Origin of the sequence: Binatus sp. (SeqCode) (genome assembly GCF_050013435.1) — a bacterium.
In the GTDB taxonomy this organism is placed as follows: Bacteria; Desulfobacterota; Binatia; order Binatales; family Binataceae; genus Binatus.
The window spans coordinates 16,363-40,630 of sequence record NZ_JBEKFG010000025.1 but is presented as its reverse complement, the minus strand read 5'-3'; the positions used below and the strand labels follow the sequence as shown (position 1 = coordinate 40,630).

The 24,268-nt window shown below is 63.1% G+C and carries 26 protein-coding genes; 13 read left to right on the top strand and 13 right to left on the bottom strand.

From position 1 onward, the window contains the following. The 3 genes from ABSB13_RS07165 to ABSB13_RS07155 all read right to left on the bottom strand — a co-directional run. Positions 1-578 (bottom strand): aconitase family protein (locus ABSB13_RS07165; RefSeq protein WP_428106901.1); only part of this gene is annotated, 578 nt, incomplete at its 3' end. Positions 579-729: 151 nt separating this feature from the next. After that, on the bottom strand, positions 730-5,250 hold the full coding sequence (locus tag ABSB13_RS07160; protein WP_428106900.1) for a DEAD/DEAH box helicase: 4,521 nt from the start codon (positions 5,248-5,250) through the stop codon (positions 730-732). Positions 5,251-5,360: 110 nt separating this feature from the next. After that, positions 5,361-6,038: a phosphatase PAP2 family protein gene (locus ABSB13_RS07155; protein WP_428106898.1), complete on the bottom strand. Its 678-nt coding sequence runs from the start codon at positions 6,036-6,038 to the stop codon at positions 5,361-5,363. A 140-nt stretch (positions 6,039-6,178) separates the two neighbouring features. Between ABSB13_RS07155 and ABSB13_RS07150 the strand changes: the two genes are divergently transcribed. Genes ABSB13_RS07150 through ABSB13_RS07140 form a run of 3 tightly spaced genes read left to right on the top strand, consistent with a single transcriptional unit; the run spans position 6,179 to position 8,164 of the window. Then, complete coding sequence (locus ABSB13_RS07150) at positions 6,179-6,550, top strand: ArsR/SmtB family transcription factor (RefSeq protein WP_428106895.1); 372 nt, start codon at positions 6,179-6,181, stop codon at positions 6,548-6,550. Next, the gene (locus tag ABSB13_RS07145) at positions 6,543-7,364 is read left to right on the top strand and encodes an arsenite methyltransferase (protein WP_428106893.1); all 822 of its coding nucleotides are present in this window, start codon (positions 6,543-6,545) and stop codon (positions 7,362-7,364) included. Before ABSB13_RS07150 ends, ABSB13_RS07145 begins: the two co-directional genes overlap by 8 nt. Beyond that, a complete protein-coding gene (locus ABSB13_RS07140; protein ID WP_428106890.1) occupies positions 7,361-8,164 on the top strand; it encodes a methyltransferase domain-containing protein in 804 nt (267 codons plus the stop codon). Before ABSB13_RS07145 ends, ABSB13_RS07140 begins: the two co-directional genes overlap by 4 nt. A 253-nt stretch (positions 8,165-8,417) precedes the next feature. On the opposite strand, the gene ABSB13_RS07135 is transcribed toward ABSB13_RS07140, so the two are convergent. Then, the gene (locus ABSB13_RS07135; protein ID WP_428106888.1) at positions 8,418-8,810 is read right to left on the bottom strand and encodes a response regulator; all 393 of its coding nucleotides are present in this window, start codon (positions 8,808-8,810) and stop codon (positions 8,418-8,420) included. 177 nt (positions 8,811-8,987) lie between these two features. Between ABSB13_RS07135 and nadA the strand changes: the two genes are divergently transcribed. From nadA to ABSB13_RS07105, 6 genes are read left to right on the top strand one after another with little or no spacing between them, the layout of a single operon-like run. Next, positions 8,988-10,001, top strand: coding sequence for a quinolinate synthase NadA (gene nadA, locus ABSB13_RS07130; protein ID WP_428106887.1), 1,014 nt, complete (start codon positions 8,988-8,990; stop codon positions 9,999-10,001). 29 nt (positions 10,002-10,030) lie between these two features. Continuing rightward, positions 10,031-10,699 (top strand): NUDIX hydrolase, encoded by a 669-nt coding sequence (locus ABSB13_RS07125; protein ID WP_428106885.1) that lies wholly within the window; start codon positions 10,031-10,033, stop codon positions 10,697-10,699. Positions 10,700-10,720: 21 nt separating this feature from the next. After that, entirely contained in the window at positions 10,721-11,143 is a 423-nt protein-coding gene (locus ABSB13_RS07120) for a CYCXC family (seleno)protein (RefSeq protein ID WP_428106883.1), read from the top strand. 2 nt (positions 11,144-11,145) lie between these two features. After that, positions 11,146-11,763 carry a DedA family protein gene (locus ABSB13_RS07115; protein WP_428106881.1) on the top strand — a complete coding sequence of 206 codons (618 nt, stop codon included), beginning with the start codon at positions 11,146-11,148 and terminating at the stop codon, positions 11,761-11,763. 46 nt (positions 11,764-11,809) lie between these two features. Further along, on the top strand, positions 11,810-13,309 hold the full coding sequence (locus ABSB13_RS07110) for a sensor histidine kinase (RefSeq protein ID WP_428106879.1): 1,500 nt from the start codon (positions 11,810-11,812) through the stop codon (positions 13,307-13,309). Further along, positions 13,281-14,699 (top strand): sigma-54-dependent transcriptional regulator, encoded by a 1,419-nt coding sequence (locus ABSB13_RS07105; RefSeq protein ID WP_428106877.1) that lies wholly within the window; start codon positions 13,281-13,283, stop codon positions 14,697-14,699. Before ABSB13_RS07110 ends, ABSB13_RS07105 begins: the two co-directional genes overlap by 29 nt. Before the next feature lie 28 nt (positions 14,700-14,727). Here ABSB13_RS07105 and ABSB13_RS07100 read toward each other — a convergent pair whose 3' ends face one another. Then, entirely contained in the window at positions 14,728-15,060 is a 333-nt protein-coding gene (locus ABSB13_RS07100) for a gamma-glutamylcyclotransferase family protein (protein WP_428106876.1), read from the bottom strand. A 97-nt stretch (positions 15,061-15,157) separates the two neighbouring features. Here ABSB13_RS07100 and ABSB13_RS07095 point away from each other — a divergent pair, with 97 nt between their 5' ends. Further along, positions 15,158-15,631, top strand: a complete 474-nt coding sequence (locus ABSB13_RS07095) for a hypothetical protein (protein ID WP_428106873.1) — start codon at positions 15,158-15,160, stop codon at positions 15,629-15,631. Positions 15,632-15,708: 77 nt separating this feature from the next. Here ABSB13_RS07095 and ABSB13_RS07090 read toward each other — a convergent pair whose 3' ends face one another. Next, entirely contained in the window at positions 15,709-16,428 is a 720-nt protein-coding gene (locus ABSB13_RS07090; protein WP_428106872.1) for a hypothetical protein, read from the bottom strand. A 438-nt stretch (positions 16,429-16,866) separates the two neighbouring features. On the opposite strand from ABSB13_RS07090, the gene ABSB13_RS07085 reads away from it, so the two are divergent. The 3 genes from ABSB13_RS07085 (at position 16,867) to ABSB13_RS07075 (ending at position 18,585) form a co-directional block, all read left to right on the top strand. Then, positions 16,867-17,676 (top strand): hypothetical protein, encoded by an 810-nt coding sequence (locus tag ABSB13_RS07085; protein WP_428106870.1) that lies wholly within the window; start codon positions 16,867-16,869, stop codon positions 17,674-17,676. After that, positions 17,673-18,107, top strand: coding sequence for a helix-turn-helix domain-containing protein (locus ABSB13_RS07080; RefSeq protein ID WP_428106868.1), 435 nt, complete (start codon positions 17,673-17,675; stop codon positions 18,105-18,107). Before ABSB13_RS07085 ends, ABSB13_RS07080 begins: the two co-directional genes overlap by 4 nt. Before the next feature lie 214 nt (positions 18,108-18,321). Continuing rightward, on the top strand, positions 18,322-18,585 hold the full coding sequence (locus tag ABSB13_RS07075; RefSeq protein ID WP_424673620.1) for a hypothetical protein: 264 nt from the start codon (positions 18,322-18,324) through the stop codon (positions 18,583-18,585). An 18-nt stretch (positions 18,586-18,603) separates the two neighbouring features. Here the strand turns inward: ABSB13_RS07075 and tyrS are convergent, their stop codons facing one another. The 7 genes from tyrS to ABSB13_RS07040 all read right to left on the bottom strand — a co-directional run bounded on the left by tyrS (position 18,604) and on the right by ABSB13_RS07040 (position 24,268). Continuing rightward, a complete protein-coding gene (tyrS, locus tag ABSB13_RS07070) occupies positions 18,604-19,803 on the bottom strand; it encodes a tyrosine--tRNA ligase (RefSeq protein WP_428106867.1) in 1,200 nt (399 codons plus the stop codon). 243 nt (positions 19,804-20,046) lie between these two features. Beyond that, positions 20,047-20,436, bottom strand: coding sequence for a hypothetical protein (locus ABSB13_RS07065; RefSeq protein ID WP_428106864.1), 390 nt, complete (start codon positions 20,434-20,436; stop codon positions 20,047-20,049). A gap of 346 nt (positions 20,437-20,782) precedes the next feature. Beyond that, positions 20,783-21,472, bottom strand: coding sequence for an aminoacyl-tRNA hydrolase (gene pth / locus ABSB13_RS07060; RefSeq protein ID WP_428106862.1), 690 nt, complete (start codon positions 21,470-21,472; stop codon positions 20,783-20,785). A 14-nt stretch (positions 21,473-21,486) separates the two neighbouring features. Beyond that, complete coding sequence (gene hisC, locus ABSB13_RS07055; protein ID WP_428106859.1) at positions 21,487-22,572, bottom strand: histidinol-phosphate transaminase; 1,086 nt, start codon at positions 22,570-22,572, stop codon at positions 21,487-21,489. A gap of 7 nt (positions 22,573-22,579) precedes the next feature. Then, positions 22,580-23,623, bottom strand: coding sequence for a Gfo/Idh/MocA family protein (locus ABSB13_RS07050; protein ID WP_428106858.1), 1,044 nt, complete (start codon positions 23,621-23,623; stop codon positions 22,580-22,582). Further along, a complete protein-coding gene (cutA, locus tag ABSB13_RS07045; RefSeq protein ID WP_428106856.1) occupies positions 23,620-24,018 on the bottom strand; it encodes a divalent-cation tolerance protein CutA in 399 nt (132 codons plus the stop codon). Before cutA ends, ABSB13_RS07050 begins: the two co-directional genes overlap by 4 nt. 1 nt (position 24,019) lies before the next feature. Beyond that, the gene (locus ABSB13_RS07040) at positions 24,020-24,268 is read right to left on the bottom strand and encodes a glutaredoxin family protein (RefSeq protein WP_428106855.1); all 249 of its coding nucleotides are present in this window, start codon (positions 24,266-24,268) and stop codon (positions 24,020-24,022) included.

The window sequence follows — 24,268 nt, the reverse complement described above, 5'->3', positions numbered from 1 at the left end:
GACGAAAAAACCACCGGCGCGAGATATTCCAGATTCACCTGGTGAACGATTCCAGTGTCGGGCGGAACGACGCGGAAGTTGTCGAATGCGCCCTGCCCCCAGCGCAGGAAAAGATAGCGCTCGCGGTTGCGCTCGAATTCCAGCCGCGCGTTGGCCGCGAACGAATCGGCGCTGCCAAAAGCATCGACCTGCACCGAGTGATCGATCACCAGGTCAACCGGCTGCAGCGGACTGATCTTGGCGGGATCGCCGCCGAGCTTCTTGATCGCCTCGCGCATCGCCGCCAGATCCGCAACCACCGGCACGCCCGTGAAATCCTGCAGCAGCACCCGCGCCGGCATGAACGAGATTTCCCGCTCTCCGCCCTTGCCGTTCCATTTGGCCAGCGCCTCGATCTGCCCGGTCGTCACCACCGCGCCGTCTTCGCGCCGCAGCACGTTTTCCAGCATCACCTTGATCGAATACGGCATCCGCGCCAGCGAGAAACCGCGCTTCTCGAGCGCTTCGAGCTTGAAGATCGTGTAGCTTTTGCCTTCCACCGAAAGCGTCGAACGAGCACCGAAACTGTTAGTAGCCATTGATCGAGCCTTGCCCTCCTGGAGCGATGGTAAAAGCCGGCGCGCGCTCCAAATCCGGCGCGCCGGACAATCCGATTCAATTTGTTATGCGTTCAGAATACGCCGCGACCGCCGCCAATCAACTGGTAAAATTGCGCAACCCGACCGCCCTCTAGCCGGGACCGGCGCTGCGGCGCGAGGCGCCCGCCGGAACCGGGCCATGCAATCCGTCGAAGACCAGCGATCGTCCGTCGGAATGGAATCGCATCGCGGCCAGAATGCCGACCCGCGGCGATTGCAGCGCCGCCACGCCGTCGATTGAATCGATCGTGATACGCGGCTTCAGCGCCAGAATCGCCGCCACCGCCGCGCTGAAACTCTCGTCGTCGGCGGCGCCCTCGCCCGCCGTGATCAGCGCGCGTCCCTGCAATCCCGCAATCACGCGGCCGGCCCGAATTACCACGACGTTGGCCGCCTCGCGCGCGATACCGCATCCTGCCACCACGGCGCCGTACGGATTGGCGGGATCGATTGCGCTCAACGCAACCGGTTTCTCTCGCGCCGGAATCAGAGTCCGCGCCGCGCGCAGCATTTCGACCGCCTCCGGCAGCGCATATTGTTCCCCCGAAATCGATCTCACGAACCATCCGCGCGCAATCGCGCCGCTGTATTCCAGCCGCCGCAGCGCCGGCGCGATCTCGCTCCACGAGATATGCGTCGATTCGAGGCCGAGCATCTCCCGGGCGAGAATTCCATGGCGCTCGAGCAATTTGAGCGCGAGCTCCCGCGCGTCTTCCGCGCTGGCGTGATGCTCGCCCGCGCGTACCAGCGACCAGCGGCCCGCCAGGCTCGACTTCAGCCGCGCGCGCACCGCCGCGTCGTGACGAGTCGTCGGGCGGCGCCCGACCGGCTCGAGCACGCGCTCGGTGCCGCGATCTTCGGCAAACATCCTTAAAGGCGCAAAGTTGTCGTTGCTCACCTGCCCCGCCGCCGCCATCCGCCATAGCGCGGACAATGCGTCGCGCTCCGAAATATTCGCGCGCTCCGCAACCTCGTCCAGGTACTGCGCGCCCGCGGCTCCCAGCGCCGCCAGCACCGCCTGCTCCTTCGCGTCCGCCGGCGCCGGCGCTTCTCGCGGTATAAACAGACTGGCCTTGCGCGCGATGAATGTGACCCGCGACGGTGTGCTCGCGCGACGCGCGCCTTCGACAGCTTCTTCGGCAACCGCGACCCACTTCATCTGGCCGCTCATGCAGACCAGGTCGAGCATCTCGGGCCGATAGCCTGCGAAGCGCGCCGGGAGAATCGCGTGCTCCCAAATCTCGGCCGTCGCCGCGATTCCTGACAACTGTTCGAGCACCGCCGCGACGCCGCTCTGATCGGCCGGCAGTTCAGCGCCGCCGACTCGCATCCATCGCAGCCGAAACGCGGCGTACTCGTGATCCGCGCACGGCTCGATTTCAGCGCGCACCCGCGCCAGCGTCATCCGATGAATCCGTTCCAGGTTGTAGCGGTCGCACCACTGAACCGCGTCAGCGCGCGTGAAATGACCGCGAAAAATTCCGCCCGCCCCTTCCAGCGCCGCGAGCATCCGCTCGATTTCCGATTCCTTGATATGCAGTCGCGCCGCGATTTCACCGGCGGTCGCCGGTCCGCAAGTCTTCATCGCGCGGCGCACGAGTTCGGCGCGCGCACCGTCGCCATCGAGGCCCTCGTCGCCCGACTGGGCGCCGCCGTCAATCGATGCGGTGGGATATGCGGCGGCGAAGATGCCCTTGTCTTCGCTCGCAATGATTCGCTCCGGCGATTCGCTACTTAAGTTGACCCGTGCGATTCGCCGCTCCGCATCCAGTTCCGCAATCATCGCGCGGCAGCCCGCGCCCGCGCGCTGTTCGATCTCGGCTTGCGTGAGCGAACCGTGCGCCCGAATCAATTCGTACAATTCGTCGCGCGAGCGCGGCCTGCGTCCGGCTGCGAGGCCCGTCACTTCGGCGACGACGCTTTCGACCGCTTCCGCCGCGAGCAGTTCGGAAAGGTCTTCCTTGCGAAACACGTCCTCGGCCAGGCCGCGATTCATCGTCACGGTCCGCGAACGGCGATTGGCGCGCTCGCCGTCGTCGAGAAATGAATAGTCCCACGCCAGCAGTATCCGATGCGCAAACACCGACGGCGCGATCGCATCGACGGCGACCGTGCGAATCGCGCCGCTCTCGATACCTTCGAGCATCCGTACTGTGCGCGGCAGGTCGGTGGACTCCTCCAGGCATTCGCGAATCGTTTCCTCGATCAGAAAATGGTCCGGAAGTTCGATCGTGGCCGGCCGGTTCTCGAAGCAGGCTTGCTGGCCGGGGAAAATCGCCGACAGAAGTTCCTGCGAGCGGAGGCGTTGAATCCAAGCGGGCACCCTCTTGCCGCGCGACGAGCGCATCACCGCCAGCGCGCGCGTGGCAACGTGGCGGAAGCGCACTTCGAACATCGGCGCAGCCAGGATCGCCTGGATCAGCACCTCGCGCGCGTTGCGCGCCTTCAGCATGCTGAACAGAGTGTCGAGCGGAAAACTGTGCCGCGCATTCAGCGCGAGCAGTACGCCGTCGTCGATCGCCGACGCCTGAATTTCGAAATCGAACGACTGGCACAGGCGCTTTCGAATCGCCAGGCCCAGTCCGCGATTGAGGCGGATTCCAAATGGCGTGTGAATGACGATTTGCGTGCCGCCTACGCCGTCGAAGAAGCGCTCGACGACTACCGTCTTTTCGTCCGGGATCGCGCCGAGCGCCTCGACGCCGCGGCGGACGTAGTCGACGGCTTGCGTGGCCGCGCGCTCCGACATCGCGCATTCCCGCGTCAGCCATTCGGCGGCAGATTCGTTGCGTTCGAGACGGCTCCAAATCTCGCGGCGAAGATCGCAATTCTCCGCCGACAGCGCCTGGGAGCGGCCGCCCGCCTCGGTCTGCCAGAACGGCAGCGACGGCGCCATCCCGGGCGCCGGCTCGACCATCAGGCGTCCGCGCGAGATGCGCTGAATCTGCCATGGCATCGAGCCGAGCGAGAACACGTCGCCGCGCGACGATTCCTGTGCGAAGTCCTCTTCGACATCGCCGACCTTTCGGCCCTCGGACTCGATCACGACGTCGTAGTTGCCGGCTTCGGGGATCGTTCCGCCCGAGGTGATGGCCGACAGGCGGGCGGATCGGCGCGGGCGGACGCGGCCGTTGACGCGATCGAAAAAAATCTTTGGCGACGCGCCCATGATTCGCTCGGGCAACTCGCCCGACATCTGCTCCAGCAGATGGCGCAGCTTGCCGGCGTCGAGATCGCCGAAGTTGTAGGCGCTGCGCAGCACGCGCAGCAGCTCGGCTTCGGAGATTTCCTCTTCCTCGGCGGCGATTGCGACGATTTGCTGCGCCGCGATATCGGCGCATCCCATCGGGATTTCCACTTCGTCGAGATGCCCGCGGCGAATCGCGCGCACCGCCGCGCCGCATTCGAGCAAATCGTCGGTGGTCAGCGCGAAGAAGCGTCCCTTGGGAGTCGCGCCGAGGCTGTGTCCCGAGCGGCCGACGCGTTGAATCGCCGCCGAAATCGATTTGGGCGAATCGAGCTGGCATACGAGCTCGACGGCGCCAACGTCGATGCCGAGTTCGAGCGACGCGGTCGCGACGATCGCCTTCAGCTCGCCGCGCTTGAGCCGTTGCTCGGCGAGCAGGCGCTCGGCGCGCGCGAGGCTGCCATGATGCGCCATCACGGCGTCGGCGCCGAGCCGCTTCTGCAGATTGAGCGCCACCCGCTCGGCAAAGCGGCGGCTCAGCGTGAAAACCAGCGTCGTGCGATGCTCGCCGATCAGGCGCGCGACTTCGTCGTACATCGCCTCCCAATGCGGATGCGTGGCCAGCGGTCCAAGCTCGGGGCCGGGCGCGATTACCTGGAGATCCATCGTGCGGACGCGATCGTCGGCGCGAACTATTTTTATCGGCCGCGGTGAGCGTGAGTTGTCGCGCGCCACCTCGTAGCCGGCCAGAAACCCCGCGAGCTTTTCGATCGGATTCAACGTCGCCGACAGGCCGATTCGATTCGGCCGCGCATTCCCGCGACTCGTCACGAAGCGTTCGAGCCGTTCGAGCGTCAGCGCGAGATGCGCCCCGCGCTTGTTGCCGGCCAGGGCGTGCAGTTCATCGACGATCACGTGGCGGACGGCGGCGAGTTTCTCGCGGAACCTGGGCGAAGTCAGCAGGATGAACAGCGACTCGGGCGTCGTGACCAGAATATGCGGCGGCCGCCGGAGCATCGCCGTGCGCTCGCTCGCGGAGGTGTCGCCGGTGCGAAGGCCGGCGCGGATACGCGAAAGATCGAGGCCCGATTCGGCGCCGGCATCGCGCACGCCGTCGAGCGGCTCCTCGAGATTAAGCCGGATGTCGTTGGCCAGCGCCTTGAGCGGCGAAACGTACAGCACCGAGACTTCATCGCGGAGCCGGTCGCCCGCCGCGCCGACGACCAGGCCGTTGATTGCCCACATGAAGGCGGCCAGGGTCTTGCCGCTGCCGGTCGGCGCGCATAGCAGGACGTCGAAGCCGGGCGCGTCGTTGGCGACGCCGATAACGGGCCATCCAAGCTCCTGCGCGCGCGAGGGCGCGCTGAAGCGCCGCTCGAACCAGGCGCGAACGGCAGGATGGAAGTTGTCGAGCGCTGTGGGCATGCGAACCACTTTATCACCGCCGCACGGCAGGGGTGACCCCTGGCAGGGCTGAGCCCTGCACCCAGTATTAAGGCCGCCCGCCGTTGGCGGGCGCGGCCCCTGCCAACGGCTTAATACTGCGCTGCCCGTCGCCGCGGGGTCATGTCGCGGGCTGATAACGGCATCAGGAGTCCAATCCAGAAAAGACCCATGAGATATGAGGTCCAGACGTCGCTCGGCCAGTGCGCGCCGAGCACGATCCGGGCGCAGCCGCCCAAAATCAGAGCAGCCGCCGCCAAGATTGGGATCACGATTGCCGATGCGCCCCGCGATCGCCGGGCCGCCAGCAAGCCGATATAGCCGAAGGTAGCCGCGTAGATGAGTCCCAAAATGGAAGGGAACGCATAGCCCTTTGGGTTCCCAATCACTTTTATAAGCTCAGGGGATGGCCGCGGCTGGGCGACATGCGGACTGAGCCAGATTCCGAAAAGCAACAGACCGAAGAAGACTGGAATCGCGAGCAGCGCCGCGCGCCATCCGCTGATCACCCAGGCAAATACGGCGGTCAGAGCGAGTAGAACCAGCCACCACGGTTTCTCCGCGGTCGCCGTTATCCACTTTGCCGCCGAGACCGGCATCGCAGCGCGCGACTGCAATCCCCGCGCGATCGCCAGGTCGGTCGGAAAGTACGGCAAGCGTGACGCGGCAAATATAAGTATCGCGATTGCGACAGCCAGCGCGAGCATACCCAGCATGCTGGCCAATTTGTAACCCGGGTTGCGCGGCTGTGGATTTGTCTTGGGGTCCATCGTTTCGACAATTGTCCGAACGCCAGGCGAAAATCAGAACATCCCGGGCTGCACGATCATAATCAAAGAAACGGATTTCTCGAAACCGCGACCGGAGGCTCTTGCGCCGTTTATATTTCGATGATACTAGAAGTATCGTAGTGAAAGAGTATGTGTCACAGCTGAGTGCGCTCGGCCAATCCGGCCGCCTCGAGATCTTCCGGCTGCTGGTGCGCGCGGGGCCGGATGGAACCTGCGTGGACGAGATCAAGCGCCGGGTCAAGATGCCGGGCTCGACGCTGTCTCATCACCTGGACGCGTTGACTCGATGCGGCTTGCTGACGGCGCATCGCGCGGGGCGATTCATCTACTACGCAGTCAATTGGCCCAAAGCCGCAAAGTTGATCCGCTTCATGACCGAGGACTGTTGCGCCGGCCTTCACAAGACGCCGGCCGCCTCGCCGGATCGTTCGCAATCCACTAATCGCCTCTCCCGTAAAACAGCGGGCAGGCATGGAGGTCACGATGAGTAATGAATCGATAAGGGAAAAGGTCCGCGAGGAGTACGCGCAGGCGGCGCGGCGAGTCGCGAATCAGGGCGGCTCATGCTGCGGCTCGGCGGCGCCCGCGGGAAACCCAATCACGTCGAATCTCTACCGCGAGGGCGAGACCGCATCGATTCCCGCCGAGGCGCTTGCCGCGTCGCTGGGATGCGGTAATCCCACCGCGCTCGCCGAGCTGAAGCCGGGCGAAACCGTGCTCGACCTGGGCTCCGGTGGCGGAATTGATGTGCTGCTCTCCGCGCGAAGAGTTGGGCCGGCGGGCAAGGCGTACGGGCTCGACATGACCGACGAGATGCTCGCCCTGGCGCGCGATAACCAGCGCAAAGCGGGTGTCCAGAACGTCGAATTCATCAAAGGCGAGATCGAGCATATTCCCCTGCCCGACAATTCGGTTGATGTGATCATCTCGAACTGCGTGATCAATCTCTCGGCCGACAAGGATCGCGTGCTGCGCGAAGCGTTGCGCGTGCTGAAGCCGGGCGGGCGATTCGCCGTTTCGGACATCGTGGTGCGCGGTGAGATACCCGCCGAGATTCGCCGGCGGGTCGAGTTGTGGGCCGGATGTATCGCGGGGGCGCTCGAGGAATCGGAATACCAATCGAAGCTCGCTGCGGCGGGATTCGAACAGATCGAAGTGGAACCGACGCGGATCTACACCGCTGCTGACGCGCAGGGATTTCTTGCGGGAAATCCAGAGCTCGAGAAATTCGCGCAGATGGCGGACGGCAAATTTATGAGCGCATTCGTCCGCGCCCGCAAGCCAGGCGCCGGGAGCAAATCGTGAAGTCCATAAAGGGTGTCAAGGTGGCGGATGTCGTCTCGGTCTACAGCAGTGCGCAGGGCGACCTCTTTCAACTTATGTTTGGGCAGCAAATTCACGTTGGAGGAATGAAGGCGTCGATCGATCTGGCGGATCGCGCCGGAATCAAGGCCGGGATGAAGGGGGTCGATCTGTGTTGCTGCAACGGCGGTGACATGCGCTTTCTGGTGCGCTTTCGCAATGTCGCCTCGATGATCGGCGTCGACGTAACCGAAGCGATAGTCGAGCGCGGGCGGCGGCTGACCCACGAGGAAGGTCTGGACGATAAAATCCGATTCATTCTCGCCGATGCCCGCGAAAGCGGACTGCCGTCGGCCAGCGCGGATTTCATATGGAGCGAGGATGCGTGGTGCTACGTTCCCGACAAGCCAAAGTTGATTGCGGAGGCAGCGCGGATCGTTCGTCCCGGCGGCGTGATTGCGTTCACCGACTGGGTTGAAGGGCCTGCGGGACTGAGCGATTCCGAGGCGCAGCGCTTTCTCGGCATCATGATGTTTGCCAACGTCGAGGACATTGCGGGCTACGCCAAGTTGCTCTCGGCAAACGGATGCGAGGTGCGCGTCGCCGAAGACACCGGGCGCTTTTCACGTTATGTGGATTTATATCTCGACATGATCGAGATGCAGCTCAGGTATGATGCCCTGCGGATCGTCGGGTTCAGCACCGAGCTGCTCGACGCGCTCATCGACGGGTTCCGCTTCATCGGCGAGATGGCGCGCGCGGGCAAGATCGCGCAGGCGCGGTTTATCGCGCGGCGGGGGTGAAGAAGAAATTCACTTAATTAAATGCGGAACCCACCATGGGTTCCGCACCTCCTTGGGCAGGGGTGACCCCTGCACCCGGTATTGAGAAGACGCGAAAATCTGCGCAGCGCATCTTTTCGCGACTACGCAATAGAAGAACCGTTGGCACGGGAGGTCAATATTAAGCGTCTGCGCGCGACAACGGAGCGCGGCCTTAACCTTGGGTGCAGGGGTCACCCCTGCCCGTTGCCCGGGCGAGTGTCCCGAAGCCCGCTTATGAACGCAGCAGGTCGGGGAGCCGGGCGGTGAATTCGCTGCGCGACAGCGTCAGCTCGTAGCCTGCTTCGCGGGCGGCCTTCAGGGGTTTCAAATCCACGTGCGAGGCGAATCCGATCACGCGCGCGCCAGGAGCGGCGGCGCGAATTTGTTGCAGGGTCTCGAGTGCGGGGAAGGCATCGTCGGAGAGATCGGTGAAGACGACGGTCGGTTTCAATTCGGCGCATCGCGAGGCAACGGCGTCGAGCGCCGACACGTAGCCGACCTCGGCGCCAACGGCGGCGGCGACCGCGTCGAGCTTCGAGCGGAAGAACAAGTCGCGGACCAGGGCGAGTGCGATTTGACGGCTCATGATCCGGCGCTCACGGAAGCTCGCGATCCAATACTTCATCCATCACATTAACTCCTGAAAAAGCGGCGTTTCGCCGTCCGCACGCGCATTTGTGACTTGATTTATCAGAGCGGCGCCCCTTTTCGCCAACCGGTACGCGGCTTGCAAAGCTTGCCGGGCTGGAGTAAGTGTCAGATTGACGCAAACTAACGGCGGGATCGGTAAAGAGGACTCACGGTGAACCAATCGGTCGAAACGGCGATTAGCGGCAGCGCGCTGCGCGACAAGCTCGGGGTGCTCGGCAACGAGAGCTACACGGCGGACAACTGCGAGCGCTACGCGGACATGATCGCGGAAATCAAGCGGCTTAAAAAGGCGCGGCGCGCGGTGGTACTCGCGCATAACTACCAGCGGCCGGAGATTTTCGAGGTCGCGGATTTTATCGGCGACTCGCTGGAGCTGGCGCGCAACGCGCGCGAGGTGCGCGACGCCGACGTGATCGTCTTTTGCGGCGTTCACTTCATGGCGGAGACGGCCAAGGTCTTCAACCCCGATCGCAAGGTGCTGCTGCCGGATTTGAAGGCGGGATGCTCGCTGGCCGACAGCGTGACGGCCGAGCGGCTGGCGGAGCGCAAGCAAGAACTGCTGAAGATTTACCCCGACCTGAAGGTGGTGTCGTACGTCAATTGCACGGCCGACGTCAAAGCGCTGTCGGACGCGTGCTGCACGTCATCCAACGCGGCGAAGATCGTCGAGCGGATCGACTCGGACAATATCCTGTTCGTGCCGGATCAGAATCTCGCCAACTACGTGCAGGGGCAGACGCGCAAGCGGGTAATTTCATGGGACGGCAACTGCTACGTTCATCACCAGATAACCCCCGACGAGATTAACAAGGTCAAGCGCGCGATCCCCGGGATCAAGGTGATCGCGCATCCCGAGTGCCGCCACGACGTGCTCGCGCTGGCCGACGCGGTGTTGTCCACCAGCGCGATGATCGGTTACGCGCGCGGCAGCGACGCCGACAAATTTCTGGTAGTGACGGAATGCGGTCTCTCGGACCGCCTGCTGATGGAAATTCCCGACAAGCACTTCTACAAGGTGTGCAAGCTATGCCGGTTCATGAAGATGATCACGCTCGAGGGCACACTCAATTCGCTGCGCCATCTGCGCTACGAAATCGAACTGTCCGAGGACGTGCGCGTGGGCGCGAAGCGGGCCCTGGAGCGCATGCTCGAGCTGAGCGTCTGAGCGCGGGCGCACAAGCCGCCGCCTCCGGCGTGGCGCGCGGGGAACGGCTGGCGCGGCCGATGGTCGCGGTGGACACGGTGTTGTTCGCGATCAACGGCGGGCGCCTGCAGACCTACCTGGTCGAGTTGCGCCGCGGACCGGGCCGCGGGCGGTGGGCGTTTCCGGGCGGGCTGGTGCGAGTGGGCGAACTGCTCGACGAGGCGGCGCGGCGCGAGCTTTACGATTCGACCGGACTTGGCAGCGCTTATCTCGAGCAGCTGTTCACGTTTGGAGATCCGTCGCGCGACCCGCGGGCGCACGTGGTATCGGTCGCGTACATGGCGTTGATCCCCGACGCGCTTGGCATCGGCGCGCCATGCGACAAATACGCGACCGGCCGATGGTACGAAGTCACGCGTCTGCCGCAGCTTGCGTACGATCATTCGCTGATGGCTGCGTATGCGGTCAAACGGCTGAAGTCGAAACTCGAGTACACGAATATCGCGTATGCGTTGCTGCCGCGGGAATTCACCTTCGCCGAGTTCGAGGAACTATACTCGCTAATTCTGGGCCGTCCGCTCGATCGGCGGAACTTCCGCCGGCGGATTCTCGCGATGGGCATGCTCAAACGCCTGCCGCATACCCGTCGCGGACCGCATCGCCCGGCCGCTCTATACAGTTTCGCGAATCAAAGCCTAAGATTCATCGAGATGCTATAATTTCCGGCTGCGGGGAGACTCATGTTCAAGGGCGTCAAAGGGATTGTCGCACTGGCAGGCGCCGCGGTTGTGGTGGTGGCAATCGCTTACGCCAGCTATGTGTCGACGCAAGCGCAGCCGCCGGCGGACCAGATGGCCGCGGCCTCCGATCCTGGGGCACAGCTGCGGGTAACCCTCGATCCGAAAAATTTCCAGGGTAATGTGCGCGAGGCATACGAGATCGCCGAGCGCGATCCCACGTTGCTGGCGCAACTGCATTGCTACTGCGGCTGCGACAAGTCGATCGGGCACAAGAACCTGCTCGATTGCTACCGTGATACGCACGGCAGCAGGTGTGCGATCTGCGTCGGCGAGGCTCACGATGCCGCGTCGATGACAAGCCGGGGCGTACCGGTAGAACGAATCCGTGACGCATTGCGCGCGCGTTACGCCCACGGGAGCTGAGCTTGGTCGGGCTGATCTCCGGGTACATCGAACACTTCACTTATCTTGGATTGTTCGTTGTTCTGATGCTGTGCGGACTTGGACTGCCGATTCCAGAGGACGTGGCGCTGCTCGCGGGCGGCTATTTGGCCCATCGCGGGGTGACGCGCTACCCGATCACGATGGCGGTCTCGCTGCTGGGCGTGGTCGCGGGCGACAACTCGCTGTTCTTTATGGGCCGGCACTTCGGCACGGGACTGGTGCGCTACTTCGTGCTGGCGTGGCCGGGCCGGCAGCATCAGATCGAGCGCATCGAGCGTTTCATGCACCGCTACGGGGCGCGCGCGATTTTTTACGCGCGATTCCTGGCCGGCCTGCGCGCCCTGGTCTATTTGTCGGCGGGATCTTTTGGCGTGCGCCCGGCGGTGTTTCTGCTCTACGATCTGCTCGGAGCGCTGATATCGGTGCCGATCGTCGTAACGCTCGGCTACGTTTTCGGCAGGCAAATCGAGATTATGATCAAATACATCGGCGGCTTCGAGCGGCTGATCGTGATCGTGGCGATCCTGAGCGCCGCGGTGTACGGGACCCGGTTGCTGGTTTTGCGCAAGACCAACGAGCCCGTGAGCAAGAGCGAATAGGTCGATTTATCGCGTGGCCGCGCCGGAGGGCCCGGCGACATCAAAAATGGATTCATACTTTCCCGCGCTGAACCTCAAGGCCAAGCTGATCGTGCTGATGGTGGGCCTGCTCGGGCTTACTCTGGGCACTGAGGTGTGGGTGAGCCTGGGCACGCAGGCGGCGATCGTCGCGACCACGCAGGAGCGGGTCAAGGATCTCGCGCGCGTGATCCAGATCAGCGTGCAGGAGCTGACCGCCGTGGGCGGCACCGATCGCGATCTGCTGCACACCTACGTCGGCGACCTGCACACCAAGGGACTCGAAGTATCGATCGCGTCGAGCGAAAATCTGATCCTCAACAGCTCCAATCCGCATCTGATCGGCGCCGCGCTGCGGCCCAAGCAGGCCGAATGGCTTACCCCCGAGCAACTCAAGCATCCCGATGACCTGGTGACGATTCCGCCCGGCAAGCTCGGTCCGCTCGCGCCGGAGACCACGGTCTATCTGATTCCGGTCGAGGTCGAGGATCATCTGCTTGGCTACGTGCAGGTGGTGGCGAATTTTGGCGACTTCGCGCAGCCGCTGGCACAGAGCCGGACCCGTGAGCTGATGATCGCGTTTGCGATTTTCGCAATCGGCCTGGCCTTCGCCTACATCCTCGCCGATCGCTACGTGAAGCCGATTCATGCGGTCGCGAACGCGGCGCAGAATATCGCGGCGCGCGGCCTCGAGCCGGTTCCCGAGGCGCACCGGCGCGACGAGATCGGCTTGCTCACACGCAGCTTCAACGACATGGTCGGCCAGCTCCGCCGTGCGCGCGAGCGCGAGCAGGAACTCAACCGGCTCGAACGCTTCACCGCGCTTGGGCAATTGGCCGGCGGCCTGGCGCACGAAATCAAGAACCCGCTGAACTTCATCAGCCTGGCGCTCGATCAGCTCCGCGCGCGCTATGCTCCGCAGCAGCCCAACGATCGCGAAGCGTTTCTGCGTCAGCTCGTGATCATGAAGGACGAGATGCGCCGGCTGTCGGAGCTGGTGCAGAGCTTTTTGCATTACGGCAAGCCGATCGAGATTTTCCCGGCGCCCACCGACGTGCATCAACTGGTGGACGAAGTCGTGGCGCTGTCGGAATCGAAAATTAAAAGCCAGGGGATCGAGCTGGTCGAGGAATGCAACGGCCCGTCGCCGATTCTCAACGTGGACGCCGAGAAACTCCGCACCTGCTTCATCAACGTGGTCGCCAATGCGATCCAGGCGATGCCCGAAGGCGGCACGATGGGTATTACCTTCAGGCGCGTCGACGGCTCGATGGTGATTACTTTTTCGGACACCGGCGCGGGTATCCAGGCGGAAGCCGTCAACCACGTCTTCGAGCCGTTCTTCACCACCAAGCGCGATGGAATCGGCCTGGGGCTGTTTCTGTCGAAGGCGATTGTCGAGACGCACGGCGGTACAATCGATATCGGACCCAACGCCGGCGGACCCGGAACCACGGTAACTTTCACCTTCCCGCCAAGCGCGGCACATGGACACAATCATGACCCAGGCCTCAGTGCTGGTCGTTGAAGACAACGACCTCGAACGCCAGATAACCGCGGACACGTTGCGCGAAGAGGGTTTCGTAGTCGAAGAGGCTGCGGTCGGCAAGCGCGCGATCGAGTTGCTGGCGCTGTCGCGTTTCGACGTCGTGCTGACGGACCTCATGATGCCGGGGATGTCGGGCGAGGAGTTGCTCGCGAAAGTGCGCAGCTCCTATCCCGGCAGCCAGGTGGTGGTGCTGACCGCCCACGGCTCGACCGACAGCGTCGTGCAAGCGATGAAAGCAGGCGCGTTCGACTACCTCGAGAAGCCCACCGATCGCGAGAAACTCGTGACGCGGGTGGCCAAGGCGGCGGAATTCGCAAACCTGCAGCAGGAAAATCAGCTGCTGAAGCGACGCCTGGAAGGCACTTTCGAGATCGAGGGCATCATCGGACAGGACGCCGCAATCCAGGAAGTGATCCGGCTGGTGCGGCGGGTCGCGCCCTCGAATTCGACCGTCCTTATCCAGGGCGAGAGCGGGACCGGCAAGGAAATCGTCGCCAAGGCGATTCATCGGCTGTCGCCGCGCGCGGCGCGCCAGTTCGTCGCGATCAATTGCTCGGCGATTCCCGACAATTTGATCGAGAACGAACTCTTCGGCCACGAGCGCGGCGCCTTCACCGGCGCCAACGAGCGCAAAATCGGGCTGTTCGAGAGCGCCGATAAATCGACGCTGTTCCTCGACGAGATCGCCGACATACCGCAGGGAATGCAGGCGAAGATTCTGCGCGTCCTGCAGGAAAAGGAGCTCCGCCGCGTCGGCGGCAACGATTCCTTTCGCATCGACGTGCGCCTGGTCGCCGCCAGCAATCGCAACATCGCCGAGGAAGTCGGCGAGGGCCGCTTCCGCGAGGATCTCTACTATCGCATCAACGTCGTGACCATCACCTTGCCGCCGCTGCGCGATCGGCGCGGCGACATTCCCCTGCTCGCCAACCATGCGCTCGCCAAGTTCGGACATCTTGCCGAAGGCCGCGTCAAAGAGATCGGCCGCGAGGCGATGGAAGTTCTGCTCGACTACTCGTGGCCGGGCAACGTGCGCCAGCTCGAGTCCGCGCTCGAACGCGCGATCCTGCTCTGCGAGGGGGACAAGGTGATGCCGCGCGATTTGCCCGACGAGGTCCTGTCGCGCAAGAAGCCGGGCCGCAGCCGGGACGGTCAGCGCGGCGACCGGTACGAGATTCCGAGCGAGGGCTTCAACTTCGAAACGTTCGAGCGCGACGCAATCCTGCAGGCGCTCGAGCGCAATGACTGGGTGATCGCAAAGGCGGCGAAAATGCTCGCCATGAGTTATCGGACTCTGCAATACCGAATCGACAAGTTCGGCTTGAAGCGCGGAGAACAACCCAAGCCGCCCCCCGCGGAAGTGAAGTGACAGGCGGACTCAATAGTCACTATCGAGATTAGTCCGTCGCCCAGCTAGTCGGGATGTAAATCCAGCATTCGATTTTGCGCCCGTCGGCGGCGAGCACGTCGATCCGCTCGCGCGTGTAGAGCGCCGGCACTTCTTCGTATTCGTCGAGGATCGCCAGCTCGCGCGCGCTCAGACCTTCGAGGATTGCGCCATCCGTGACGGCGCCCGCCTGCTTTGCGACGAAGTAGTGGCGCTTGCGGCCGCGCGCGTAGCCCGCAATCCGCCCCGGGCTTGCGTCGACGGGCCGGCCCAGCAGGATCGCGCGCTCGGCGGGGTTCATCAGGGTGCCGTACACGAAAAGCAGTTCGTCGCCGTCATCCAAAATCGTTACGCATCGGTCTGCGCCACCTCGATGAAATTAGCTCAGGTTGCCGCAGATGTCTTCGTTATGTTAGCTCCTTACGAGGCTTGAGGTATCGATGATGACGCTGCGGACATTTCTCGCGCGCGCGGCCGTTGGGATGCTCGCCCTATTCGCCGTCGCATGCTCCGTAATGAAGAGCGGGTCGCTGACCACCGGCATGACGCCCGTTCAGGCGGTGAATGCGATGGGTCAGCCTGATCTGAAGGATAGTATCCCCGATCCCAACCACAGCGGCGCCAGCGTGTTGCGCTACGTCTGGCTCGAGCCGGGCAAGGCGGCAATCTTCGGCTCCGACCAGCGCCTCGCAAGCATCCAGGATGTCGAGACCAACACCAAGCAGCGCGTCGAGCTGCAAGCTCGGGCCGAGGCGGCGGCGCCGCCGCAGCAGTTCGACCCGATCGAGACGCCGCTCAATTATCTGTTCTTTCCGGTCAAGGCCGGCCTGATTTATTTCGGCGCCGGGCTCAACTGCGTCGGCGGCGGCGCCTGCCAGCAGCCGCAGCTTCCGTCGCCGGGTTCCGCCGGCTAGTCCGCAGTCCCTCGAACTGAGACGCCGCGGCGGCCGATCGTCGGATCGGCCGCCGCTTCCTTTGACGGGTCGCTGATTTACGCTTGCGCGGCGCCGTTCACCTCGTGACCGTGGGGAGCCGCCGATGCAACTGTGCCGAGATGCTGCTCGATTGGAATTGCGGGCCGGGACAACGTCGGTTGGATCGGGAATGGATTGTCAAACCGAATCCGCCGCATCGAATCGCTCGTCGTGAAGCCGCGCCCGAACACCGCTTCCACCACGTTGGCCAGCGCCTCTCCCTCGAGCACCATCGGCTGCACCCATACGTCGCCGCCGTCGGTCGTCTCGCCGTAGGGCCACGCGATCGGATCGCCAGCCTTCACAAAGTTGCTCCGTGCATATGGGCCCGACTGGTCGGATGGCTTGACAATCGGGTAAACCAGCAATGCCTGGACCTGCATCAGGCCCGCCACAATAAGCGCACCGTGCTGTGCCAGCAGACCTGCGCCCTTGGCGAACGACCACAGCTCGCCGCCCTCGAACACCGACCGCGCCGGCAGATGGCTCAGGTCGGGCCGCGTATAACTTTGCGGGTAGCTGGCGACATCGTGCATCACGAATCCCGACATCATTTGCTCAGGCGGATCGTCGTCGTGCTCGAACAGCCCGTAGAGCAGCCCGTATTCGAGATGAATCTTCGCGAGGCTGGACCGCCGCCTCTCCCGGAACCCTGCGCCCCGCTTCGCGCGCGCCTCCTCCATCCGTTCGAAAAAAATCCGTCGTTCCCTCTCGCTCGTTAGTTGCCGTAGTTCCATTACCCTCATACCTCCTGCCGCGGGGAGTTAATTCTCCCCGTCGTAGCCGAATGGAACTGGGGCTCGGACGACGACCCGGAAGCGAGGAGGCGTGCCCCTCGCCAAAAGCTTGAAAAAGCTATATGAATGTCGGTCGTGACCTGGTAAAAAGCGGCGTCCCCCTCTGTTACGCTCGCTTTTGGGGCCCCATTGGATGCGAACCGGATCGGGATGCATCCCAGCCAGCCACCGCCCTGGCGGCGTTCGCAGGTAGTGATCGGTACGGATCGTCATTAAGTGATGCAAACGGCACAAGCTACGGTCATTCGCTCACTTAGAGTCTCGTTAACAGAGTCAGGATGTTAGCGCAAGTATAACTCATCGCGGTCTTTTTCGACACTTGCATCGTGGACCGCTATCCTCGTACACTCGATGTTCATAGGTGGGAGACTTTCGGTCGTGACATTGAAGCCTGAGCGAAGTTCTGCGCTAGACGCACTGGTCGAAGAGATCCTGGGACGGGCGCACAAAGCCGGCCGCAAGGAACTTGCAGCATGGAGAAAGCCGCAGCGTGAGCTGCGCGAATTGGCGCGCCTCGACTACGTGCGCGTCATGCGCCGCACGGTCGATTACCACACGTTGCGCGCGATTATTCGCGAGACGAGAAAGATATGGCCGGAGTTCAATCGCGAAGTGTTTCGGCCCAAGTCGCTCAACCAGCTCGCCGCGATTTCGTCGGACCTGCGCATCCATCTTCAGGCCACCCCGTATCGGGGACCCGAAGGCATGGCCCTGCGAGGCTTTTACATGGACAAAGCCCCCAAAGTGCTGAAGCATCCGCTCATTTATCTCAACACCGCGCATGATCGGGGCGCGGTCTCGATGACCTTCATGCATGAGATGGGCCATCACGTGACGGCCAAGGCTACGGGGCGCGCCAGCGACGGAGTTCACTATTTCTTCGACGCCGCCCATCGCAGTCACCTTGGCGAACCGCTGGAACTCGCCGCCGACGTGATCGCCAGCCTCGCGGCGTATCCCGAACCAATCGCGCGCAGAATCTTTGCGATGCCGTGGGACTGGGGGTTGGTCGCGCGCGCTGACCAGCTTCCCGACAAGGCCTTCGCGCAGATTCGCAAGCACGTGCGGGAATTGACTGGATTTGACTTTGGCGCTTCACTACCGACCGGCCAGACCCTCAATTATCTGACCGGAATGATCCACTACGCAAAGCTCCGATGGGCACTATTGGCGGAATACGAACTATGAAAAAAGAAACTCTCGGTCAGGTCCTCAAACAGCGTCGCGCGGCTTATGCCCTCACTCAGCGTGAACTCGCGCGCAAACTCGGCGTCAAGGCCAGCCACGTCGCCTATCTCGAAAACGGGCGGCGCCGCCCTTCCCTGTCGCTGCTGGCGCGGCTGGCGGATACCCTCACGCTCGACAAGCAGCGACTGTTCCTGCTCGCGCATCCTGAGGCGCAATGGATAGTCGGTAAGGATCGCGACTCTGCACCCGCCAAACGGCAGGAAAGCGCATGGCGCAAGTTTGTGGCCGATCGCCCGATGCTGACGCGGCACAAGGTGACGAATCAGGAACTCAAGGTCCTCCAGCAGGTGAGCATGCTCGGCCGCATATCGGCGCCCAATCAGTTCCTCTTCATCTTGAACGCGATTCGCCAGGCTGTCGAAGAAGAATAGCCGAACTCGCGCTTCGGTTTTTCACTTCTCAACTCGCTGTCGCCACGTCCAGGGCTGAGCCCTGGACGTGGCGACGGCAGCGCACTATTAAGCCGTTGGCAAAGGCCGCGCGCGACAACGGAGCGCGGCCCTAATACTGGGTGCAGGGCTCAGCCCTGCCCGTTGAGACGACGCATGCGATGGTTTAGGCTCAGGTGATGGAAGTGCAGTTTCGATGAAAATCGATATCGACCTCAAGTCCGGGTTTCTGCAGAACCTCAAGCGCGAAGTGCTTGATTCGCTCAATCTCGAAGAACGCACGATCATCGAGGTTTCCACCGGCGAGATGGGCAACAAACCCGACGCGGTCAAGCTGGGATGGCTCAAGATGCGGACCAAGGAAACCTGGACCAAGCAGCGCTACACCAAGGCGCTCGCCCGCACCATGGAAAAGCTCCGCGAAGCAGTGGCTCTGGCTGAGAAGAACAAGCAAGACTGAGCGCTTGAGCGCGCCCGCTCAGGGCTCGATCCGCGCAACGCGGCGCTTGCCCACTTCGAGCACCTTGTGCTCGCCCGGCACGAAGCGAAAATTCACATCGGTGATGGTGCGGCCGTCCACCCGGACCGCCCCCTGGCTCACCAGGCGCCGCGCCTCGCTGGTCGAAGGCGTGAACTGCAACTGCTTCATCAGTTCGCAAATCCACAGATCCTCGGCGATTCGATACACCTGCGTGCTGGCGGGAATTTCCCGGCGCTGATGCTTGCTCTCGAAGTATTGCTCGGCGCGATCTGCGGCGGGCGCGCCGTGGTATTCGGTGACGATCGTGCGGGCGAGGCGTTTTTTCGCTTCCATCGGATGCGTTCCGCCCGACTTCACCGCCGCGATCTCGTCCCTCGTGGCCTTCGTCAGCAACTCGTAGTATCGAACCATCAGCTTATCGGGCGCTGACATCAGCTTGCCGTACATGTCCTCGGGCTTGTCGGTCAGGCCGACATAGTTTCCGTACGACTTGGACATTTTGCGCACGCCGTCGAGACCTTCGAGCAGCGGCATCGTCATCACCGCTTGCGGCATCTGTCCGAAATGCCGTTGGAGCTCGCGGCCGACCAGCATGTTGAACTTCTGATCGGTGCCGCCAATCTCCAGATCCGCTTCCAGCGCGACCGAATCGTAGCCCTGGATCACGGGATAGAGCAGTTCGTGCAGGAACAGCGGCTCCTGGGCCTCGAGCCGCTGCTCGAAGTCGTCACGCTCCAATAGCCGGGCCACGCTCACCTTCGCCGCAATCTCGATCAGGCGGCGCACGCCCAATTCATTCATCCACTCGCTGTTGAAGCGGACCTCGGTGCGTTCGCGATCGAGAATCTTGAACGCCTGCGCCCGATAGGTTTCCGCGTTGCGCTCGATCTGCTCGCGCGACAGCGGCTTGCGCGTCTCGGAGCGTCCGGTCGGATCGCCGATCATCGCCGTGAAGTCGCCGACCAGGAAAATTACGGTGTGGCCCGCATCCTGAAAGTCGCGCAGCTTCTTGAGCGTCAGGCTATGGCCCAGATGCAGATCGGGCGCCGTCGGATCCATCCCGAGCTTGATCCTGAGCGGGCGGCCCAGCGCGAGTTTGGCCGCGAGCTCGGCGACGGAAATCGTCTCGACGCTGCCCTTGGCCAGTGCGGCAGCCGGTTCGTTTGCCTGATTTTCGTTCACGTCCCGCTTCGTCAATTCCGTTCACCGGAGTTTCAATGACTCTCCAGCGTATAGGAATTTTGCGCGAGGCCGAAGAAACCCCGGGTCCTTTTCTTTAGCTCCCCCCTTATCCTGGCCGTGGCGATGGCAGCGCAGCATTAAGCCGTTGGCAGGTCCGCGCGCGACAACGGAGCGCGTCTTTAACAGTGGGTGTAGGGGTCACCCCTGCCACGGTGGGTTCCGCATTCGATAAAGCGATTTGCGCTTCTCGCGCGCCGACTAGCCGCGATTCGCCGCCCTGCTCCCCTGCAGATGCGCTCGCTTGCCCACGGTCCGGATGCGGCGGCGACGGTCATGCGCGCTTTGGCGCGGGCAGCCGGGGATCATGTCCAGCCGGCGCAACCCTCGTTTCACCACGCCGAGTGCATGCTCGTGGACGATGCCGACTTCGCGCAGCCGGAACTCGCGGTCCGGGAACTCCAGCCTGCCTGCCTTGCAGGCGTGCGAAAATGTGCGCCGGCGCACGCCGAAGCAGGTCGGCCCGTAGAGTTCGCTGAGCAGCCACAGCGAGATCTCGTCGAGACCTCGCATGCACCATCCGATACTTTGGTAGTCGTCAATCGCGTTGGCAGCCACCGTGCACACATCCGCCGGCAATTCGTCCGCCACCAACCGTCTCGTACGTCCGTTGTGAAGCAGTTCGCGCAAGCGGAAATAAAAGCGCAGAGCTTCCTCCGCTCTTCTGAAGCGGGTCTTGGTTTCATCACACATGGCAGCCCCTTTCACTGGATGTAAAATTATGAGACCGCACGCAGCGTGTGGCCGACGGGGGCTAACCCAGGCCCCTCTCGCACCTGCACGAATAGCGCAGCCATCCGAACGGGACGCGAAATTTACCCGCCCAACGCGACGAGGGCTCCTATCTTTGATTGCTCTAGCGCGGCGTCAGTCGCCAAGTCAACACAATGATTATACTAGCAGACAATTTGTTATTCGAGTGGCCACTAACGAGCTTCTAGCCGCGCTGATTGTAGCGATTCATTGCCGCTTCGAGTCCGTGCTCCGCGATCGCCTCGACCGCGCTCGCTGCGCGCTCGAGAATCGGCGCGAGTGCCTGTCTTTCGGCGGCGGTCATCGGACGGAGCAGGTAGTCTTTGTTTTCTTCGGTCTTCGGCTGCCGGCCGGGTTCCATTTCAATAGTGAAACCGGGCGGCCGGCCGATTCCTATTCTGACCCGGATGAAGTCCGTGGTTCCAAGCGACTCCGCGATCGAACGAACGCCGCGGTTGCCGGCATCGCCGCCCCCTTGTTTGATTCTGAGCCGGCCCGCTTCGAGGTCGAGTTCGTCATGCACCACGATCAGGTGCTCGGAAGCAATTTTGAAATATCCGAGCAGCGCCGAAATGCATTCACCGCTCAGATTGTAAAAAGTCTGCGGCTTGACGAGTATCGCCCGCTTTCCGGCCAGCCCGGCTTCAGCGGTGACGCCTTTGAATCTACGCCGGCTCGGTTCGGCGTTTTTCGCTTTTGCGATTCGATCGATCGTCATGAATCCGGCATTGTGGCGCGCACGCGAGTATTCCTCGCCGGGATTCCCGAGCCCGGCCACCACCCATTCAATCGATGGACGCGATTCGGATTCGGACTTCTTCCCGGAATGGCGGGCCAGACGGAAATTCCCGAACAGACGCTTGATCGCCGCCATCAAGTTCAACCGGCTCACGTACCAATGCGGCGCTTCGGCTTCGGTTGAGATGCGCGAACCAACGGCGCGAGCGCCTTGAACAGCGCGGCCATCTCGGCCGGAGTTCCAATCGAGATTCGGATAGCGTCCTGAAGCAACGGCGTCGCGAAATGACGGACCAGGATTCCGGCCCGGCGCAGCGCTCGCGTGACCGGCGCCAGGTCGCGGCCCGGCATCCGCGCGAGCACGAAATTCGCCTGCGACGGCGGTACCTGGAAGCCGAGCTTGCGCAGCCGCGCTTCGGTCAGAGCGCGCGTCCGAATTACTTTCGCGACATTGCGCCGCATCCAACCCGAGTCGCGCAGCGCTTCGGCCCCCGCGGCCAGCGCGACCCGGCTCAAGTTGTAAGAATCCTTGACCTTCAGCAGCGCGTCGATCACCGGCGGATGCGCAAAACACAGGCCCAGCCGCATCCCGGCCAGCGAATAGGACTTCGACAACGTGCGCAGAACCACCACGTTGCGATGACGCCGGATCAGGCCGAGCGCATTCTCGCCGGCAAAGTCTGCGTACGCTTCGTCGATCACCAGCAATCTGCCGTCCAGCCGTTTTGCCAGCGCACCCAGGCTGCGGGCGGGAGTCGAGGTGCCCGACGGCGAATTGGGACTGCACACGATCGTAAGATTGGCGCGCGCCTCGGCGAGCGCGTCGAGCGGCAGCTCGAAGTCGGCGCCGACCGGGCAGTGAACGATTCGCGCCTCCTGCACCAGCGCCAACGTGTCGTACAGCGAATACGTCGGCACCGGATATGCAACAGTGTCGCCGCTTCCGAGCGTCGCGCGAAACACCATCGCGAGCAGTTCGTCGGAGCCGTTGCCCGCGATGATCATGCTTTGCGGTATCGAGTAGATTCGCGCGGCGCTCGCCACGAATTCGTCGGCACGCGGCGCCGGATACAGGCGGATCGCCGACCCTGCCATCGCTTTCGCAACCGCGCGGCGCACCCGCGGCGACGGCGGATACGGGTTTTCATTGGTGTTGAGCTTGATTAAGCGCTGGCCCGGGCGAGGCTGCTCGCCGGGCCGATACGCCGCCATCTTTTTGATCGATTCGCGAAACATGGATGAATTATGAATCGAGCGGCAGCCTGATTCGAGTGCCGGTCCGCGACGAAAGGTAGCAAGCCTCGACCGCCTCGACCGCGCGCCGTCCGTCGTTCCCGTCGGGCGAGGCTTTCACCCGGCCTTGAATCGCGGCCACGAAGTTTGCCGCGAGTTCGCGAAACGGAGCCAGCAGATCGCGCGGATCGAAACGGCTCATCACCTCGTCGCGCGAGAACCCCGGCGCCGGACTGCCGTCGGCCTTCAGAATCGAAATGTCCTGGCGTGGATAACCCGCCATCACCCTGCCCTCATTGCCGTAAATCTCGATCGCCGACAGCGGCGGCATGCTGCTCCAACTCGCCTCGATGACGCCGATCGCACCCGACTTGAAGTGCAGAATCATCGCGCCCGTGTCCTCGACTTCGATCTGTTTGGCCAGGATGCCAACCTGTCCCGACACGGAATCGACCTCGCCCATAATCCAGATTGCAAGATCGGCGACATGCACGCCAAGATCGAGCATCGCGCCCCCGCCCGCTTGCGAAGCGGTCGTGAACCACTTCTGTCCCGGCGCCCAGGACTCGGGTCCGCCATGCGAAAGGCGCGCGCGAATGGAATGGGGCCTGCCAATCGCCCCGCTCGTGACTGCATCCTTGATCGCGCGCTCGATTCCGCCGTAGCGCTGCTGCATCGCGACCATCAGCACCCGCCGAGCCTTCGCCGCCGCATCGGCCATCTTGTGCGCGGCGGCCGCCGTCGGCGCCATCGGCTTTTCCACGAGCACGTGCGCGCCCGCGCTGAGCGCCTTTACGGTAAATTCGCAATGTAAATAGTTCGGCGTGAAGATTCCGACCGCGTCGGGACGCTCGCGCGCCAACATCTCGTCGAAATCGGAATAGACGTTCGGCCGGCCTTTGTCGTCCGGCCAAATCGCCCGTGCAACGCGTTCGGCCTTGTCGGCGGTGCGGCTCTGTATCGCGACGATTTGAGCGTCGGCGACACTCCGGAGCGCCGGAATATGCGCGCGTTCGGTAATCGCACCGGCGCCCGCGATCGCAATCTTGATCATTGGGACCGCCGGCGACGAGCTGTTGCGCGTTTCGGCCGGCGCTTCTTCGCAGCTGCTCGGAGCGGGCCGGTCGATTCAAGGAGCCACTTGACGTACGGTGGCGAGCCGCGATCCGCGTTCAGCGCCAGGACTTCCGGCACCTCGTAGGTATGCAGCTCGCGCACCCGCTTCTCCAGTTTGATGTAAAGAGTCGCGCGAGTCTTGATAATCAGCAGGTATTCGCGATCGTCTTCGATCGCATCGCGCCATCTATAAATGGATCGAACCGGTCCGACGACGTTGACGCAGGCCGCCAGCCTTTCGCCCACCAGCACACGCGCGATGGAGACGGCCTGCTCCTCGCGGCCCGTGGTCACGAGCACCACTTTCAGACGATGCGGCGTTCGAAGCGCCATCTCAACCCCGCGCCTCGCGTGCCAGGCGTTTGCGCAACTCGCGCGGCGTGCATCGATACTTGAACGCCTTGCGATCGTTCACGAACAGCACCGGCACTTCAACTCCGAAGCGAGCCTCCAGGCCTGGGTCGCCGTCGATCTCGATCCGCTGGAGACGCGCGTCGAATTTCGGCAGTTCGGCCGCAATCATCGCTTCCATCTCGCGGCACAATCCGCACTCGTTTCGTGTGTAAAGAATCAGCTCGATCAT